Source organism: Streptomyces sp. YGL11-2 (assembly GCF_050054615.1).
In the GTDB taxonomy this organism is placed as follows: domain Bacteria; phylum Actinomycetota; class Actinomycetes; order Streptomycetales; family Streptomycetaceae; genus Streptomyces.
Map to the genome: position 1 here is coordinate 52792 of NZ_JBNHIN010000009.1, position 16330 is coordinate 69121.

Below are 16330 nucleotides of genomic sequence, written 5' to 3' on the forward strand. Positions count from 1 at the left end.
GGACCGCGGGTCAGGGGAGACTCCCCTAGGGTGCGTTGTTACGGTGCTCTCCGCGTCACGGCACCAACACCACCGGGGGATGACATGCCACGCAGTACCGCGCTCGCCAAGGGCGCACGGATCACGGGCGGGCTCTTGTGCCTGCTGTTCTTCCTGTTCAGCGCGTACTGGCTGGCGGTCGACATCGGCCAGTTCGGCATCGTGGGAGTCTGGGACAGCTGGACCGGGTCCGGTGCGCCCGGTACCAACGAGGTCAGCAACCCCGTCCAACTGGGCGTCCTGCTGCTTCAGTTGACGGCCGCCATCGCGGCCTTCGCGGGCCGCCGGGCGGCCGGCGGGCTGCTGGCCGTCGCCACCACCCTCACCTTCGCCACCGCCCTCCAGGCCCTGGTGAGCGTCGGCAGCCACACCTCCGACGACCGCTGGTTCGTGCACGCCGATGCCGGCACCTCGACCTTCAAGGGCGTCTTCGTGAGCAGCCTGGCGCTGTTCCTGCTGTCCGTGGTCGCCGGCATCGTGCTGCTGGCCGGGATGCGTTCCTGGCCGCGGGCGACGCCGAGCGAACCGCCGGCGCGGCCGGCCGCGCCGGCGGGGGTGATCGGCGGACTGCTGCTCGGCGCGATGGCGCTGGGCTATGTGGTGTGGCAGGTCTACATGCTGGTGCAGGGCGGCGGCCGCACCTCGTTCGCCGTGCTCTACCTGGGCAGGGGCATTCTCACCTCGCTGCTGTCCCTGGCCCCCGGCTGGTACGCGGTCGTCTTCTTCTTCCTCACCGCGATCGCCGGCCTCAACGGCCTGATCCGGGGGACCGCGGCCCGCGGCCTGTCCTTCGGGCTGGCCATCGTGCTGCTGCCCAACGCCGTGCTGACGGTCATCGCGTTCGCCAACCAGGGCACCCTCTTCAAACTGGACGACACCCTGCCGGGCCTGAGCATCATCGGCGACGCCCAGCTGCTGCTGGACCTGCTCGGTTCGCTGGCCCTGTGCGCCCTGATGGCGCGCGGCGAACCGGTCGCCCCCGGCTGGCAGCCGCCGGCCCCGAGGGGGTTCGCCGCCCCCGGATACGTACCGCAGGGCCCCGCCGCCGTGCCGCTGGCCGGCTGGCAGCAGCCCGGCCCGCCGCCGATGCCGCCGTCCGGCGGCCCGCTCCTGCCGCCTGGCAACCCGCCGCCCCCGCAGGGCGGTTACGGCCCGCCGGCGTACTGACCTGCGGCGGCGCCCTGCGCGAGCCCCCGGGGGACCGGTGCCGCCGCGGGGCCCGTACGACGGATGCGGTAGGCGGCCGGCCGGGGCTACTGCCCCGGTAGTGCGGCGGGTTCCGACCGGAGGACGGGCCGCGCGCCGCGCGCCCTTCCTAGGATTCAGTCATGAACCTCCGACTGCGCGGGCGCCGGCTGTACGCCGCGGTGGGCGCGCTGGCCGTACTGGTAGGGGGCGGCACCTGGGTGGCCGCCGCCTCGGACGCCGCGCCCGCCGTGCACCGCGAGGACCGCTTCCTGGCGATGCCAAAGGCCCCCGGCAGCACCGGGAAGGTGCGGATCGACACCTCCTTCTTCACCGCGGGAAGCACGGGCGGGCGCAGGCCCGCGGTGCTCCTCGGTCACGGCTTCGGCGGCAGCAAGGCCGAAGTCCGTGCGGAGGCCGAGCAACTGGCCCGGGACGGCTACGCGGTGCTGACCTGGTCCGCGCGCGGCTTCGGCAGGTCCACCGGGAAGATCGGCCTCAACGACCCGAAGGCCGAGGTCGCCGACGTCAGCCGGCTCATCGACTGGCTGGCCCGGCGCCCCGAGGTGCAGCTCGACAAGCCGGGCGACCCCCGGGTGGGCGTGGCCGGCGCCTCGTACGGCGGCGCGGTCGCGCTGCTGGCCGCCGGCTACGACCGGCGGGTGGACGCCATCGCCCCGCAGATCACGTACTGGAACCTCGCCGACGCGCTGTTCCCCAACGGGGTGTTCAAGAAGCTGTGGGCCGGGATCTTCTTCACTACCGGAGCGGTGGGGCCACCCGCCGTGGCCGCGGGCGCGTCCACCCAGGCGCCCGCGCCCGCCGCCGGGCACTCCGGGGGCTGCGGCAGGTTCGCGGCCGACCTGTGCGCCATGTACCAGCGGGTCGCCGTCAGCGGCGTCCCGGACACGGCGGCCCGCCGGCTCCTTGAGGCCCGCAGCCCCGCCGCGGTCGGCGACCGCATCAAGGTGCCGACGCTGATCATGCAGGGCCAGACCGACTCGCTGTTCCCGCTCGGCCAGGCCGACGCCATGGAGCGGGCGATCCGCCGCAACGGCGCGCCCGTCGACGTCGACTGGGCCGCGGGCGGGCACGACGGCGGGGACCGGGAGACCGCCCGGCTCACGGCCCGTACGGCGGCGTGGTTCGACCGGTACCTCAAGGGCGACGAGGGCGCCGCCACCGGGCCCGCCTTCCGGGTCAGCCGCAGCGGGGGACTGGACTCCACCGACGGCACCGTACGGCTGCGCGGCGCCGAGGCCGACCGCTACCCGGGCCTCGGCAACGACCCGCGGCGCATCCCGCTGGCCGGCCGCGAGCAGCGGTTCGCCAACCCGGCCGGCGGCGGACCGCCCGCCGTCTCCGCCGTCCCCGGCGCCGGAGCCCTCGGCAGCCTCACCGCCCTCGGGGCCGGCGGCCTCGCGACGGACTTCCCCGGCCAGTACGCCCACTTCGACTCGGCGCCGCTGCGCACCCCCGTCCACCTCACCGGCAGCCCCACCGCCACCGTGCGGGTGCGGTCCGCTGCGCCGGACGCTCCGGACGCGGTGTTCTTCGCCAAGCTCTACGACGTCGCCCCGGACGGCCGCCGGCAGACCCTGCCGTCCCAGCTGGTCACCCCGTACCGCGTCGAGGGCGCCCGCGAGAGCCGCACCGTGCGGCTCCAACTGCCCGCCGTGGACCATGACTTCGCGGCCGGCCACCGGCTGCGGCTGGTGCTCGCGGCCACCGACCTGGGCTATGCCACACCGGCCGAACCCGCCACGTACACCGTCTCCCTGGCCGACGGGGCGCTCGCCGTCCCCACCGCGCCCCAGGTGCGCAGCGCCGCCGCCCCGCTGCCCGCCTGGACCTGGGGCCTGCCGGCGACCGCCGCGGTGATCGCCGCGCTGCTGCTGTTCACCGCGCGCCGCCGCACTGCGGCACCCGCACCCGACCCGGCACTCGCCGAGGTCCCGCTGCAGATCACCGGTCTGAGCAAGCGCTACGCCGGGTCCGCCGACGGGTATGCCGTACGGGATCTGACCTTCCGTGTGGAGCGCGGGCAGGTGCTGGGGCTGCTCGGCCCCAACGGGGCGGGCAAGACCACCACGCTGCGGATGCTGATGGGCCTGATCCGGCCGGACGCCGGCGAGGTCCGGGTCTTCGGCCGGGCGGTCCGGCCGGGCGCGCCGGTGCTGTCGCGGGTCGGCGCGTTCGTCGAGGGCGCCGGCTTCCTGCCGCATCTGACCGGGCGGGCCAACCTCGACCTGTACTGGCAGGCGACCGGCCGCCCGGCCGCCGACGCGCACCTCGACGAGGCGCTGGAGATCGCCGGGCTGGGCGGCGCCCTGGACCGCGCGGTGCGCACCTACTCCCAGGGCATGCGGCAGCGTCTGGCCCTGGCCCAGGCCATGCTGGGCCTGCCGGACCTGCTGATCCTCGACGAGCCGACCAACGGCCTGGACCCGCCGCAGATCCGCGAGATGCGCGAGGTGATGATCCGCTACGCCGCCGCCGGACGCACCGTCATCGTCTCCAGCCATCTGCTGGCCGAGGTCGAGCAGAGCTGTACGCACCTGGTCGTCATGGACCGCGGACAGCTGGTCCAGGCGGGCCCGGTCGCCGACATCGTCGGCTCCGGGGACACGCTGCTGGTCGGCGTCGCGGACGGCGTGCGGCTGCCCGACGCGCTGGTGGAGAAGGTGGGCGCGCTGCCCGGCGTGGTCTCGGCGTCCCGCGCCGAGGAGGGCCTGCTGGTCCGCCTCGCCGACCCGGCCGGCACCCCCGGCCTGCTCGGCGAACTCCTCCGGCTGGACATCCCGGTGCACCGCGTCGGCCCGCACCGCCGCCTGGAGGACGCCTTCCTCACACTGATCGGAGGTGACGGACGATGACCGCGACCCCCGTGGCCGGGGCGCCCGGCTACCGCGCGCGGCACACCCTCCCGCTGCGCGTGGAGGCGCGGCGCCAGCTGAGGCGGCGCCGCACCCTGGTGATGGCCGCGATCCTGGCGCTGCTGCCGTTCGTCCTGGTCACCGCGTTCGCGATCGGCGGCGACCCGGCCGGCCGGAACACCGGGCGGATCAGCCTGATGGACACCGCCACCGCCTCCGGCGGCAACTTCACGGCCACCGCGCTGTTCGTCTCCGTGGGCTTCCTGCTGGTCGTGCCGGTCGCGCTGTTCTGCGGGGACACCGTCGCCTCGGAGGCGAGCTGGTCCTCGCTGCGCTATCTGCTGGCCGCGCCCGTCCCGCGGGCCCGGCTGCTGCTGAGCAAGCTGACGGTGGGTCTGGTGTTCAGCGCCGCCGCGATGCTGCTGCTGCCGCTGGTGGCGCTCGGGGTGGGCACCGCCGCGTACGGCTGGGGGCCGCTGCGGCTGCCGGCCGGCGGCGAGCTGCCCGCGGGGGACGCGGTGGGGCGGCTGGCGGTGGTGGTCGGCTATGTCTTCGTCAGCCAACTGGTCACCGCGGCACTGGCGTTCTGGCTGTCGACGGTGACCGACGCGCCGCTGGGCGCGGTCGGCGGCGCCGTCGGGCTGACCATCGTCGGCAACGTCCTCGACCAGGTCACCGCGCTGGGCGGCTGGCGCGATGTGCTGCCCGCCCACTGGCAGTTCGCCTGGGCGGACGCCCTCCAGCCGCAGCTGGAGTGGTCCGGGATGATCCAGGGCGCGTCGGTGTCGGTGGCGTACGCGCTGGTGCTGCTGGCGCTGGCGTTCCGGGGCTTCGCGCGTAAGGACGTGGTGTCGTAGCCGGGGATCCGGGGTGCGTCGCCGTTCACCCCGGGGCCGGGGCCGGGGCCGGGGCCGAAGCGGCGAACGGATGTCCTGTTTGCCCGGCGGTGCAACCCTGCGCCGGGATCGGTTGTCTACGGAGGCACACGCCGGAAATGGGGGACCTACCGTGTTCCGTACCGCTTCGCGCCGCACCGCCGCCGCAGCCGCCTGTGCCGCGGCCCTCGGCCTGACCCTCGCCGCATCCGCATCCGCATCCGCATCCGCACCGTCCGCCGCGGCCACCGTCCGCAGCGCCCCCGGCGGCCGCCACACCGCCGCCGAGATCCACCGCTTCCTCACCGCCTTCTACGGCCACCACGGCCCCGGCCCGTACCAGCGCGCGCACCAGGTCTCCGACCACCTCAGGGACCGCGCCGCCCACACCGAGGGCTACGACCTGCTGCTCTGCGCCCAGAACACCCCGCGGGCGATCTCCGTGGGGAGGGTGGTCACGGCCCGGTCCGCGGGCGTGGGGTGGGCGACCGTCACCACCCACTGGGACGGCGGGCGCCGCGCGGCCTTCACCGCCTACGTGGGCCTGGACTCCCGCCCGATCACGCTCCAGGACGTCGACTGCGCGCCGTGAGCCCGCGGCGCACCGCACGGGCGGGCGCCCGCCGCATGCGAAAGGGGCGGCCACGGCGACCGGTCCCGGTCGCCGTGGCCGCCCCGCGGCAGGCCGCCGTGCTAGGAGGTCGGCCCCTGCATGTGCGCGCTCACCCACTGCATCGTGCCCATGCCCAGGCCCTGGACGTAGGTCGCGCCGCTGTGCGTGCCGTTCGGCACGATCTGGAAGCGCGTCTTCACCGGGCCGTGGCCGTACTGCGCGATGAACTTGCGGACCTTCGGCAGGATGGTGTTCTCCTTGGAGCCGTCCTGGAAGGCGAGGTAGACGTCGGGCCCGCCGCGGGCGATCAGCCGGTGGGCCAGCACCTCGGGGTTGTTCTCGCGCTCGGCCGTGGCGTGGCCCCTCCACAGCGGGGAGTCCGGGACGATGTCCGGGCCGTTGGGGATCGCGACCTTGAAGTCGTTGGGGTTCTGGAGCACGTTCTTCAGCGCCGAGAAGCCACCCGACGAGGAGCCCATGATGCACCAGGCGTCGCGGGTCTTGAGGGTGCGGAAGTTCTCCCGGACGAGCTCGGGAACGTCCTTGCTGAGCCAGGTGCCGATCTTCGGCTGGCCGGGGATGTCACTGCCGTCGTAGTACTGCTTGTCGTTCGGGTTGAGCACCGGCATCACGACGATGAACGGGAGGCTCTTGCCGGCCTTGGACCAGGAGGCCAGGCTCTCCTCCAGCTTGAGGTCGGAGCCGATCCAGTAGTTCACCGGGTAGCCGTAGGCTCCGGGCAGGGCCTCCATGACCGGGAAGCCCTTGTTCGCGTTCTTCTTGTCGTAGTACTCCGGCGGCGCCCAGACCCACACCTTTCCGGTGAAACCAGACTTCTTGCCGTGGTAGGTGGTCACGGCTATGGGAGTGTTGTCGCCCGCCCCGCCGACCTTGCTCGTCTCCTGGAAGTTGATGGGGTGGGTCGGCTGCTGCACGATCCCCTTGCTCGACGGCTCGGTCTGCATGGCAGCGCCCGGCTTCGGCCCGCCAAACCGGACGGGCTGGTTCTGGGAGTCGTCGCTCGAGCCGCAGCCTGCCGTCGTTCCGAGTACGGTCAGGGCGATCAACGCGATCACCGGCTTGAAAAGGGATTTACGCACGGGGCCTTCTCCTTGGCGGACGGGCCGGGAGATGTCCCGACCGGCCAGCAAGAGGGGTCGGGGCGGGAACAGGTTTCCCCTTCGGCGTGTCAGCTTGCGCACCTTCCTCGCCCGAATCCCGGTACCCGCCTCTGACCTGTGGTGTTTACGCTCAGCTGAGATCGGGTTTACCGTGATTTTCCAGGTGGGAGCGCAACGCCGACCCCGAAATCGGTCCCCGCGCGCCCTCCAGCGTGCACCCTGGGCACCCGTATGCGCCGCCGCTCACCCCCTCGCGCTCCGCCGACCGGGTGGAAAAGACCCCGGCCGGACACCCCGTCACCCCATGTCCCGGACCGTATCCTCGACGCCATGACCTGGTCGCGTGCGCTGAAGGAAGCCGCCCGCTCCGGGCTGGCCGTCGAGCGCGCCAAACTGACCCCGCTGATCGCGGTCCGCGGCGCCGCCGGCGTGGCCCTCGTCATCGGCCTGTGCCTGTGGCGCGGCAGCCCGGAACTGGCGGTCTCCTCCGCCTTCGGAGCCTTCTCCTCGGGCATCGTCACCTTCCAGCGCAGCATGCGGCCCCGCCCGGTCCTGGCGCTCGCCGTCGCCGGCGCGCTGGCGGTCTCCACCTTCCTCGGCTACCTGGCCGCCTCCCACGTCGTCGCCTTCGTCCTGCTGCTCACCGGCTGGACGCTGCTGGCCGGCATGGCCTGGGCGATCGGGCCGGTCTCCGGGCTGGCCGGCACCCAGACCGTGGCGATCATGCTGGTCACCGTCACCCTCCCGACCTCCGTCCCGGGCGCCCTCCAGCACGCCGCCCTCATCTTCTTCGGCGGTCTCGTCCAGGCCGCCCTCATCGTCGCCTTCCCGGTACGCCCCTGGGGTACCCAGCGCGACGCGCTCGCCGACGCGCTCGCCGCGGAGGCCGACTACGCCCGCCGGCTGCGCCAGGACCCGGTGGCCCCCTTCGACCCCGCGCCCCTCATGGACGCCCGGCTCGCCTCCACCGTCACGCCCCGCCAGGCCAGGCGCCGCCCCGTGCAGCTGCACGGCCCCCGCGGCCTCGCCGAACGCGTCCGCCCGGTCCTCGCCTCGCTCGCCGACCCGGTAGTCGGCGCCCCCCTGGAAGGACCCGAACGCGACCGCGCCCGCGAACTGCTGGGCGCCGCCGCCACCGTCCTGGACGCCGTCGCGCACGCCGTCCGGTACGCCAGGCCGGTCCGGCTGCCGCCCGAGGCGGTGGCCGCCCTCGAAGTCCCCGCCACCGGCCCGATGCTGCACGGCCCCGCCCGCCGCGCCGCCTACCGCCTGATCTCCCTCCTGGCCGACGCCGTCGAACTCACCGACGAGCCCGTCCAGGCCACCCGCCCCACCACCGAAGCCGAACGCGGCCACCTGCTCCGCCCCAGCGTCCCCAAGCTCGTCCCCGTCGCCCTGCGGTCCGTGCGCCGCGAGGCGCGCTGGTCCTCGCACGTCCTCCGGCACGCTCTGCGGGTCGCCGCGGTCGCCGCCGCCGGCTATCTGCTGGGCACCGCCCTCCCGTTCGGCCACGGCTACTGGGCGCCGCTCACCTCCGTCATGGTGATGCGCCCCGACTTCGCCCAGACCTACTCCCGCGGCTTCGCCCGCTTCGCCGGCACCCTCGTCGGCGTCGCCGTCGGCGGCGCCCTGATGGCGCTCACCCACCCCGGCGCCTCCGTCAGCGCCGCCCTGGCCGTGTTCAGCGTGTTCCTGATGTACCTGCTGATGCGCACCGGCTTCACGGTGACCTCGGCCTGCGTCGCCGCCTACGTCGTCTTCCTCCTCGGCATCATCGGCGAGGGCTGGCAGCAGACCGTCGAGGGACGCGTCGTGCTCACCCTCGTCGGCGGACTGCTCGCGATGCTGTCGTACGCCCTCTTCCCGGCCTGGGAGACCCCCAGGCTCCGCGACCGCCTCGCCGACTGGCTGACGGCCAACGGCCGTTACGCCCGCGCCGTCCTCGACGGCTACGGCCGGCCCGCCGAGCGCCGCCCCCGCCAGGTCCGCGAGGCCCTCCTGGACGCCCGTGCCGCCCGCGCCTCCTGGGAGGAGAGCGCGGCCCGCGCCGAGAAGGAGCCGGTACGCCACCGCGGCCTCTCGCTCGGCGCGGCGAACGCCGCCGGCGCCGCGCTCGCCACGATGGGCCGGGTCACGATGATCGGGGAGGCCCACCTCCCGGCCAAGGACGCCGAACCCTCGCCCGGCGCCGCCGCGTTCGCCGCCGCGCTGCTCCCCTCCCTGGACGGCGCGGCCCGGGCGGTACGCGACGGCACACCGCTCGACTGGAGCGGACCGCACGCCGCCTGGGAGCGGTGGAACGCCGAGGGCGGCCACGAAGGCGTCGCCGTACGCGCCGCGGAGCTGCTGCTGGACGCCCTCGACGACCTCGCCGAGGCGCTTTCCACCGGCTCCGGTGGCTCCGGCGGCCGGCACGGCACGGCCCGCGCGGCCCCCGGCGGCGGCCCGCGCTGACCCGCCGCGACAGCTTCCCCACGTCCCTGCAGGAACCATTCACCGTCCCCAGTAGTCTAGATAATTGCCCGCAATTAGCGTCATTGGTAGGCCAATGACGCTCTCTGCTGCGCAATGTCCTCCCGAGAGAGAGCAAGCGAACTCCCCATGGCGTCCAGCACTTCGTCCGGTACGTACGACATAGGCATCGACCTCGGCACCGCCAACACCCTCGTCTACGCCCGCGGCAAGGGCGTGGTGCTGAACGAACCGTCCGTGGTGGCCGTCAACGCCACCGGCGAGGTCATCGCCGTCGGCTCCGAGGCCAAACGCACCATCGGCCGCACGCCCTCCGGGATCACCGCGATGCGCCCCCTGCGGGAGGGCGTCATCGCGGACTTCGACGCCGCCGAGCGGATGCTGCGTGCCCTGATGAAGAAGGCCCTGCCCAGCCGCCGCTTCTCCCGGCCCCGGGTCGTCATCTGCGTCCCCTCCGGCATCACGGGCGTCGAACGGCGCGCGGTCATCGACTCCGCGCGCGGCGCCGGCGCCCGCGAAGTCCACCTCATAGAGGAGCCGATGGCCGCCGCGATCGGCGCGGGCCTCCCGGTTGACGAGCCCGTCGGCTGCATGGTGGTCGACATCGGCGGCGGCACCACGGAGGTCGCCGTCGTCTCCATGGGCGGCCTGGTCACCGCCCAGTCCGTACGGGTCGCCGGGGACGCGCTGGACGCCGCCATCTCCACCTACATCAAGAAGGAACACGGCCTGGCCATCGGAGAGCGCACCGCCGAGGACATCAAGATCGCCATCGGCTCCGCGGCCTGGACGCCGGCGGACGGCCACGCCGAGGCCGCCGCTGCGTACCCGGAGGACGCCGCGGACGCCGACGGTCCGGACGCCGCATCGGACCGCCCCACCTCCTACACGGTCCGCGGGCGCGACCACCTCAGCGGCCTGCCCCGCATCCAGGAGATCACCGCCGAGGAGATCCGCGGCGCCCTGGCCGAACCGGTCGACGCCATCGTCCGCGCCGTCCACCGCACCCTCGACGAATGCCCGCCGGAGCTCTCCGGCGACATCATCGAACGCGGCATCGCCCTCACCGGCGGCGGCGCGCTCCTGCGCGGCCTCGACCGCCGCCTCCGCCTGGAAACGGGCGTGCCGGTGGTGGTCGCCGACGCGCCCCTGGACTGCGTGGTCAACGGCACCGCCAAGTGCGTCGACGAATTCGCCGCCCTGCACGGCCTCCTGACGGGCGCGAAGGGCCAGCCCCGCAAGACGGTGCGGCTGTAGCGGGCGCGACCCGGCGTACGCCCGGGAGGGCGGCGCCGCACGCCGGTTGCCGGCGGTAGCGGGGCGGCCGGCGCTTGGTCCCTTCCGACCTGCGGGGCCGGGCCCGGGCCCGGTGGGCGCGCGGCGGGCGCGCCCTACTCGGCCCCTGCCGTCCCGCCGCCTCGGGGCGTGTACGCCGCCAGCCCGTCCAGGATCCGCTCCAGCCCGAACTCCCACGCCTGATCGCGGGATTCGTCGGCCGCCGTGGCCGCCACGGCCGCCGCCACCGCCGGGAACCGCTCCGACCGCCCGACGAGCAACTCGTTGAGCGCCGCGCTCATCACGGCCTCCGGCTCCTTCGCCCGGGCGCTGCCCAGGCCCATCGAGGCCGACACCTGGGCGATGTTCCGGATGTGCCCGCTCACCAGCACCACGGCGTCCAGCTGCTCACCCCCGGTCAGCCCGCTCTCGGTGAGGGCGGTCAGCGCGGTCTCCGTCCAGCCCAGCTCGTTGGGCCCCATGACGCGCGGGCCGACGGCGGCGGTCAGCAGCCACGGGTGCCGGTGGAAGACCGCGGCAAGCGCCTTCGCCCACTCCCGCAGCGCCCCCCGCCAGTCGCCGGCCGCGGCGGCCACCGGCCGGGGCGGTTCTCCCATCGCCATGTCGATCATGAGCGCGACCAGCTCCGTCTTGCCCGGCACGTACCGGTACAGGGACATCTTGGTGAAGTCCAGCTCCGCCGCGACCCGTTGCATGGACACCGCGCCGAGTCCACCGATATCGGCCAGCGCGATGGCCGCCCGCGTGATCTGCTCCAGGCTCAGGGTCGGCTTGGGGCCGCGGCTCGGCCGCTCCCGGCCGCCCCACAGCAGCTCGACGCTGCCCGCCTGCTCCCCGAACGCACTGCTCTTCTCGTCTCCAGCCACCCTCGAATCCTAAAACTGCGTCCTGGGGTATACATATCTGTGTCCGGTGGATACAGTTGTTGTGTCGCCATGACGGACCGACCCGACGGGGGAGCACCAATGACGTACGAAGCAACAACCGTGGCCGGCACGGCCGGCACGGCCGGCAGCGGGGCCGCGCCCACGGTGCTGATCTCCGGCGCCAGCGTCGCCGGCCCGGCTCTCGCCTACTGGCTCGCCCGGTGCGGCTACTGCCCCACCATGATCGAGCTGGCCCCCGCCCTCCGGGGCGGCGGCTTCGCGGTGGACTTCCGGGGTGCCGCACATCTGGCGGTGCTGGAGCGGATGGGCGTCCTCGACAAGATCAAGCAGCGCCGCACCGGCGGCAGCCCCATGGCCTTCATCGACGACCAAGGGCGCCAACTGGCCGCGATGCCCGCGGAGTTCGCCGGCGGCGAGGTGGAGATCCTCCGCTCCGAACTCTCCCGCATCCTCTACGCGCACTCCCGCCCCACCCGCGAAGCCACCCCCGAGGCCCCCGGGGACACCGGCACCCCCGGCACCACCGCCTACCTCTTCGGCAACTCCATCCGCTCCCTCACCGAAACCGCCGACGGCGTCCACGTCACCTTCGAGCACGGCGCCCCCCGCACCTTCGACCTCGTCATCGGTGCCGACGGCCTGCACTCCACCGTGCGCCGGCTCGCCTTCGGCCCCGAAGGGGAATTCGTCAGCCACCTCGGCTACCACGTCGCCGGCTGGGACCTGCCCCCGGGCGCCGCCCCGGACCTCGCCGCCCGCCCGGTGGGCTACGGCGAACCGGGCCGGCTGGTGACCGTGGGCCGCCTGCCCCGCCGCGCCGACGAACCGGACTACCGAGGCGAGACCTTCTGCGTCTTCGCTTCCGACGGACTGAGCTACGACCGGCGCGACCCGCGGTCCCAGAAGGAGGCGATCGTCCGGGCGTACAAGGGAGCGGGCTGGCGGACCCCGGAGCTGATCGGGACCGTCCGGGATGCCGACGACATCTACTTCGACGCCATCAGCCGCGTCGATGTGCCGAGTTGGTCGACCGGCCGGATAGCCCTCCTCGGCGACGCGGCCTACGGTGCCACGGTCGGCGGCATGGGCACCGGATCGGCGATCGTCGGCGCCTATGTCCTCGCCGGCGAACTGGCCGCGGCCAACGGCGACCACCGGACAGCCTTCGCCCGCTACGAGCAGAAGCTGCGGCCGTATGTGACGCGATGCCAGGAAGGCGGCCGAGGGGTCGGCGAGTTCCTGGCCCCGCCCACCCAGGAGGCGATGGACGCCCGCAACGCCGCCCTCAACGACCCGGCCGCCCTCGCCGCCATGCTGGGACAGGGCCACGAGATCTCCGCCGACATCACGCTCGACGACTACGGCCCCCCGTCGTCAACGCCCCCGCACCCGGCCGCTCCCACCAACCCCACCAACACAATCCCCACCAACACCAACACCACCAACCCCACCGATCCCACCCGTCCGCGAACGGGCCAGGGTCAGGCCCGCCCGTAGAGAATCAGCCGGACCGCCCCGACCCGAGGGCCTCAGCCGGCAGGCCCGCCCGGGACCTCGGTGCACGGCCGGGCGGCGGTCCCGGCCGGGCACCGGGAAGCCGTGGGTGACCGTCCCCAAGGGCGGGGCTGACCCGATTGCCCTCTGGCCGGGCCGTGCGGCGGACGTTAGCTTTCCCGTAGCCCAAACTCGTCCAGCCCAACTCGCCCTCCGGCCCCGCCTGTTCCTCTCGTCGCTTCCCGTGTTTCTGCTGGTGCACCCGTCGGCGAACAAAGGACGTCCAGACATATGGCGACCATGCAAGTCAGCTCAGCCGTGCATGTCAGTTCAGCGGTGATGACACACCCGCGGCGCAGGGAGCGCGCCGAGGGGCTGGCGCGCCGACTCGGCCTCGACGCAGTGGTGGTGGACCCCTCGCCGGATGCGGCGCCCTCGGCGCTGCGTACGGCCGTGCGCGCGTGGCAGGCGGTCGGCCCCGGCGCCTCGCACCATCTGGTGGTCCAGGACGACGTGAGCGCGTCGGAGGGACTGCTGTCCCAGGTGGCCCGTGCGGTGGCGAGGCACCCCACCGAGGCCCTCGCCTTCTACACGCACTGGAACTCGCGCAACGGCGCGGCGGTCCGGCTGGCCGCCCTGGCCGGGGCCGCCTGGGTCCGCGGGGTCCCGGAGGAGTTCACCCCCACACAGGCCGTCTGCCTGCCGGCCGCGCAGGCCGAGGCATTCCACCGGTACGCCCGCGGAAGCGCGGTAGTCCACGACGACGAGATCCTCTCCGAACTCCTGCGCAAGGAGGGGCGGATGGGCCTGATGGCGGTGCCCAACATCGTGGAGCACCTCGACACCGACAGCATCTCCGGCCATGCGTGGCACGGTGTGCGGCGCTCGGCGTGCCTGGTGGACGCCGCCGGGTCCGGGGACCTGCTCGGCTCGGGGCGTGTCCTGGAATGCGTGGACTGCCTGCCGTACCTGCGGCGCGGTGCGGCGCACCTGAGGGTGGAGGGACCGGACGGCGCCCTCGGCACCCGCGGCCACTCCCTGTGGCGCGACGCCCTACCCGCCACCGGTCTCGACCCAGAACAGCTGCGGGAGCTGGTCCACGGCCACCGTCCGGCGGATGCCGCCGCGGCCGTGGCGCGGCACTTCGGCGCTCCGTACGCGGACGAACTGTGGATCCACTGCCTCCTGTTGGGGTGGCGTGCCGCCTGCCTGGCACCGCGGTTCGCCCCACCCACCGGGCAGGATCCGCTCGGCGGGCTCGGCGAGCGCATCAGGGACACGGCGGTGTCCACCATCGGCGTGGGCGGCCTGCCGCCGGCCGACCGGCAGAGCGTCACGGCGGACCGGTCGCGGCTGCTGACGGAGTACGCCTGGACGGGGGTGCGGGCCGGCCGCACCCTGGCGGCGCCCGCACCGGCCGGTCACACCACCTCTCGGCCGTGATCCCGCGGGGCCGTCAGATCCTCCTCGATCATGGCGTCCGCGCCCGCCGCGGCCCGCCGGGCGTAGAGGGCGTCGTTCGCCCGCCACTCCGGCGACGGCTCCTTGCCGTACGACAGCGGGTGCTCGAAGTGGAGGCAGGCGAGGGAGGGCTCGGCGCGCCATCCGCGCACGACGCCGCCGCGCGCTTCGGCCTTCATGAGCAGATCGTCGTCCTCTCTGCCCCAGCCGAAGTACCGCGGGCAGTAGCCGCCCACCTCCAGGAAGGTGCGCCGGGCGAGCAGCAGCCCGCCCCAGTGGTAGGGCGCCCGCCACTGGTACTCGTCTTCCAGGTCCGGGTCCCGCCCGGCGGTCGGCGGGAAGACCATCGGGGTCGGGTACCGCCGCGTGATGTAGGACCGCTCCTCCCAGACGATCCGTTCGCCGTCGCACGTCCGCAGCGACCCGTCGCGACCGGCCGTCACGAAGCAGAACGGGTCCCTGCCGTCGAGCCGGTGGTCCACCGGTCCGTGCGGGCCCGGTTCCGGCAGGCCGCCCAGCAGCCGGTGCATCCACGGCTGGGCGAAGGCCCGGCCGGCCGCCGCCGGCCGCAGCGCCCGGCGCAGATAGTCGCGGCCCAGCGGAGCGATATCGGCGTCGGAGAGGTAGAGCATGGGCGAACGGGCCTGCTCGGCACCGGCGTTGCGCAGCAGCCCCGGCGCCCGGAGGGCCGCGTCGGCCTGCACCACGCGTACCCTGCGGTGCGCGTCGCGATCCTCGGCGACCGCGACGGGGATCTCGCCCGCGGTGGCCACGACGACCTCGCACGGCACGTCCTGGGCCAGCCAGGCCGCGGTGACCGCGAGAAGGCTGCCCCGGCCCTCGTGCGTTCCGTACAGCGGGATGACGACCGTCACGTCAGGCATGCGCGTTCTCCCTGGAATCGGAGCCGCGACCAGGCATCGAAGACCTTCCGGTAGCGGCCGAACTGCCACTGGACGACGCTGTGCAGGTTCTTCCCCGGCCGCGTTCCCCGCAGCAGCTCCCGGAGCAGCCGGATCTCGTTCGCCAGCATGAGGACGTAGACGGCCCGCTCGTCCACGGTGCGTCCGGTGCCGCGGCGGTAGGCGGCCACCGCGGACGCCAGCGCCGCGACGCCGTCGATGCCGTCGTCCTCGCGGTGCGAGAACGCGGACAGGCCGATGCATCCCAGGTCGTGTTCCACGGGCCCCACGGATGCCGCCTCCAGGTCCAGGACGGCGACCAGCTCCCGACTGGCCGGATCCACCCGGAGGTTCGGCAGTCCCGGATCGCCGTGCAGCAGCTGCCGCGGCGCCGCCCGCACGCCCGCCAGGCCGTCCGCGACGGCCCGCAGGCCGAGGGCCAGCCGGGCCCGGTCCGCCGCCGCCAGATCCGCCACATCCGCCAGATCCCGTAGGTCCGCGGGCCGGGGGACGCCGCGGGCGACCTGTGCGGCGGCGATGTCGACCGGACCCCGGGTCTGCACGGCGGTGCGCGGGCCCAGCCCGGCCAGGAAGCCGTGGAGCCTGGCCAGGCCCTCGCCGGCCCGCGGGTAGTCGGCCTGGTGGAATCCGGAGGGCGTCTCGCCGGGGAGCTCCTGCGTCAGCCGCCACACGTGGCCCCGCGCCTGCGCGCACAGACCACCCGACGACGTGGGAACGGCGACCGGCGCCCGCACCCCGGACACCGGGGCACGGTCGTTGAGCCGCCCGAACAGCTCGGTCTCCCGGCGGAACGCGGCCCCTTCCGCCGCCGGACGGCAGGTGAGCCAGAAGCCGTCGGCCCGCCAGGTGTGGTTCCAGCCCGTGGTCGCCGCGACCGGCGAGGCCCGCAGCCCCCACGCCCGGCGGAGCACCGCGGCCGCCGCCGCCTCCCAGCGCCGCGCCTCGGCAGCGCCCGGCACCAGCAGCATCGCCCGCCTCCCTACGCCTCGTCGACTCTGTTCCCGCACCGCACCGCACCGCCCACACCACCGTGTATGCCGTACGTACCGGCCGCGCACGGCGGCGGCCGCCGGGGAGAGCCGGGCGGC

At 74.3% G+C, this 16330-nt stretch carries 12 protein-coding genes; 8 read left to right on the plus strand and 4 right to left on the minus strand.

Annotation, left to right across the window (positions count from 1 at the left end; translation table 11 throughout):
* The first annotated feature begins 84 nt into the window (after nucleotides 1-84).
* The 4 genes from ACO1BR_RS12780 (at nucleotide 85) to ACO1BR_RS12795 (ending at nucleotide 5567) form a co-directional block, all read left to right on the plus strand.
* Nucleotides 85-1206 (plus strand): hypothetical protein, encoded by a 1122-nt coding sequence (locus tag ACO1BR_RS12780; protein ID WP_426795180.1) that lies wholly within the window; start codon nucleotides 85-87, stop codon nucleotides 1204-1206.
* A 161-nt stretch (nucleotides 1207-1367) separates the two neighbouring features.
* Nucleotides 1368-4100 (plus strand): alpha/beta fold hydrolase, encoded by a 2733-nt coding sequence (locus tag ACO1BR_RS12785; RefSeq protein WP_426795181.1) that lies wholly within the window; start codon nucleotides 1368-1370, stop codon nucleotides 4098-4100.
* Nucleotides 4097-4957: an ABC transporter permease gene (locus ACO1BR_RS12790; RefSeq protein ID WP_426795182.1), complete on the plus strand. Its 861-nt coding sequence runs from the start codon at nucleotides 4097-4099 to the stop codon at nucleotides 4955-4957. The genes ACO1BR_RS12785 and ACO1BR_RS12790 overlap by 4 nt, the downstream gene beginning before the upstream one ends.
* A gap of 151 nt (nucleotides 4958-5108) precedes the next feature.
* Nucleotides 5109-5567, plus strand: a complete 459-nt coding sequence (locus ACO1BR_RS12795; RefSeq protein ID WP_426795183.1) for a hypothetical protein — start codon at nucleotides 5109-5111, stop codon at nucleotides 5565-5567.
* A gap of 101 nt (nucleotides 5568-5668) precedes the next feature.
* On the opposite strand, the gene ACO1BR_RS12800 is transcribed toward ACO1BR_RS12795, so the two are convergent.
* The gene (locus ACO1BR_RS12800; protein WP_426795184.1) at nucleotides 5669-6688 is read right to left on the minus strand and encodes an alpha/beta hydrolase; all 1020 of its coding nucleotides are present in this window, start codon (nucleotides 6686-6688) and stop codon (nucleotides 5669-5671) included.
* Nucleotides 6689-7039: 351 nt separating this feature from the next.
* Between ACO1BR_RS12800 and ACO1BR_RS12805 the strand changes: the two genes are divergently transcribed.
* Together ACO1BR_RS12805 and ACO1BR_RS12810 are read left to right on the plus strand one after the other, a co-directional pair.
* Entirely contained in the window at nucleotides 7040-9163 is a 2124-nt protein-coding gene (locus ACO1BR_RS12805) for an FUSC family protein (RefSeq protein ID WP_426795185.1), read from the plus strand.
* Nucleotides 9164-9310: 147 nt separating this feature from the next.
* Complete coding sequence (locus ACO1BR_RS12810; RefSeq protein WP_426795186.1) at nucleotides 9311-10438, plus strand: rod shape-determining protein; 1128 nt, start codon at nucleotides 9311-9313, stop codon at nucleotides 10436-10438.
* A gap of 134 nt (nucleotides 10439-10572) precedes the next feature.
* On the opposite strand, the gene ACO1BR_RS12815 is transcribed toward ACO1BR_RS12810, so the two are convergent.
* Nucleotides 10573-11343, minus strand: coding sequence for a TetR/AcrR family transcriptional regulator (locus ACO1BR_RS12815; RefSeq protein ID WP_426795187.1), 771 nt, complete (start codon nucleotides 11341-11343; stop codon nucleotides 10573-10575).
* Nucleotides 11344-11442: 99 nt separating this feature from the next.
* Between ACO1BR_RS12815 and ACO1BR_RS12820 the strand changes: the two genes are divergently transcribed.
* On the plus strand, nucleotides 11443-12861 hold the full coding sequence (locus ACO1BR_RS12820) for an FAD-dependent oxidoreductase (protein ID WP_426795188.1): 1419 nt from the start codon (nucleotides 11443-11445) through the stop codon (nucleotides 12859-12861).
* 288 nt (nucleotides 12862-13149) lie between these two features.
* Nucleotides 13150-14301: a hypothetical protein gene (locus ACO1BR_RS12825; RefSeq protein WP_426795189.1), complete on the plus strand. Its 1152-nt coding sequence runs from the start codon at nucleotides 13150-13152 to the stop codon at nucleotides 14299-14301.
* Here ACO1BR_RS12825 and ACO1BR_RS12830 read toward each other — a convergent pair.
* Nucleotides 14280-15203 carry a galactosyltransferase-related protein gene (locus ACO1BR_RS12830; protein WP_426795190.1) on the minus strand — a complete coding sequence of 308 codons (924 nt, stop codon included), beginning with the start codon at nucleotides 15201-15203 and terminating at the stop codon, nucleotides 14280-14282. The genes ACO1BR_RS12825 and ACO1BR_RS12830 overlap by 22 nt on opposite strands.
* Nucleotides 15191-16210: a phosphotransferase gene (locus ACO1BR_RS12835; RefSeq protein WP_426795191.1), complete on the minus strand. Its 1020-nt coding sequence runs from the start codon at nucleotides 16208-16210 to the stop codon at nucleotides 15191-15193. Before ACO1BR_RS12835 ends, ACO1BR_RS12830 begins: the two co-directional genes overlap by 13 nt.
* Nucleotides 16211-16330 lie beyond the last annotated feature (120 nt).

Coding starts and splice junctions, on each gene's coding strand:
- ACO1BR_RS12780 (WP_426795180.1), top strand. CDS start 85: ATGCCACGCAGTACCGCGCTCGCCAAGGGCGCACGGATCACGGGCGGG.
- ACO1BR_RS12785 (WP_426795181.1), top strand. CDS start 1,368: ATGAACCTCCGACTGCGCGGGCGCCGGCTGTACGCCGCGGTGGGCGCG.
- ACO1BR_RS12790 (WP_426795182.1), top strand. CDS start 4,097: ATGACCGCGACCCCCGTGGCCGGGGCGCCCGGCTACCGCGCGCGGCAC.
- ACO1BR_RS12805 (WP_426795185.1), top strand. CDS start 7,040: ATGACCTGGTCGCGTGCGCTGAAGGAAGCCGCCCGCTCCGGGCTGGCC.
- ACO1BR_RS12810 (WP_426795186.1), top strand. CDS start 9,311: ATGGCGTCCAGCACTTCGTCCGGTACGTACGACATAGGCATCGACCTC.
- ACO1BR_RS12820 (WP_426795188.1), top strand. CDS start 11,443: ATGACGTACGAAGCAACAACCGTGGCCGGCACGGCCGGCACGGCCGGC.
- ACO1BR_RS12825 (WP_426795189.1), top strand. CDS start 13,150: ATGGCGACCATGCAAGTCAGCTCAGCCGTGCATGTCAGTTCAGCGGTG.
- ACO1BR_RS12830 (WP_426795190.1), bottom strand. CDS start 15,203: ATGCCTGACGTGACGGTCGTCATCCCGCTGTACGGAACGCACGAGGGC.
- ACO1BR_RS12835 (WP_426795191.1), bottom strand. CDS start 16,210: ATGCTGCTGGTGCCGGGCGCTGCCGAGGCGCGGCGCTGGGAGGCGGCG.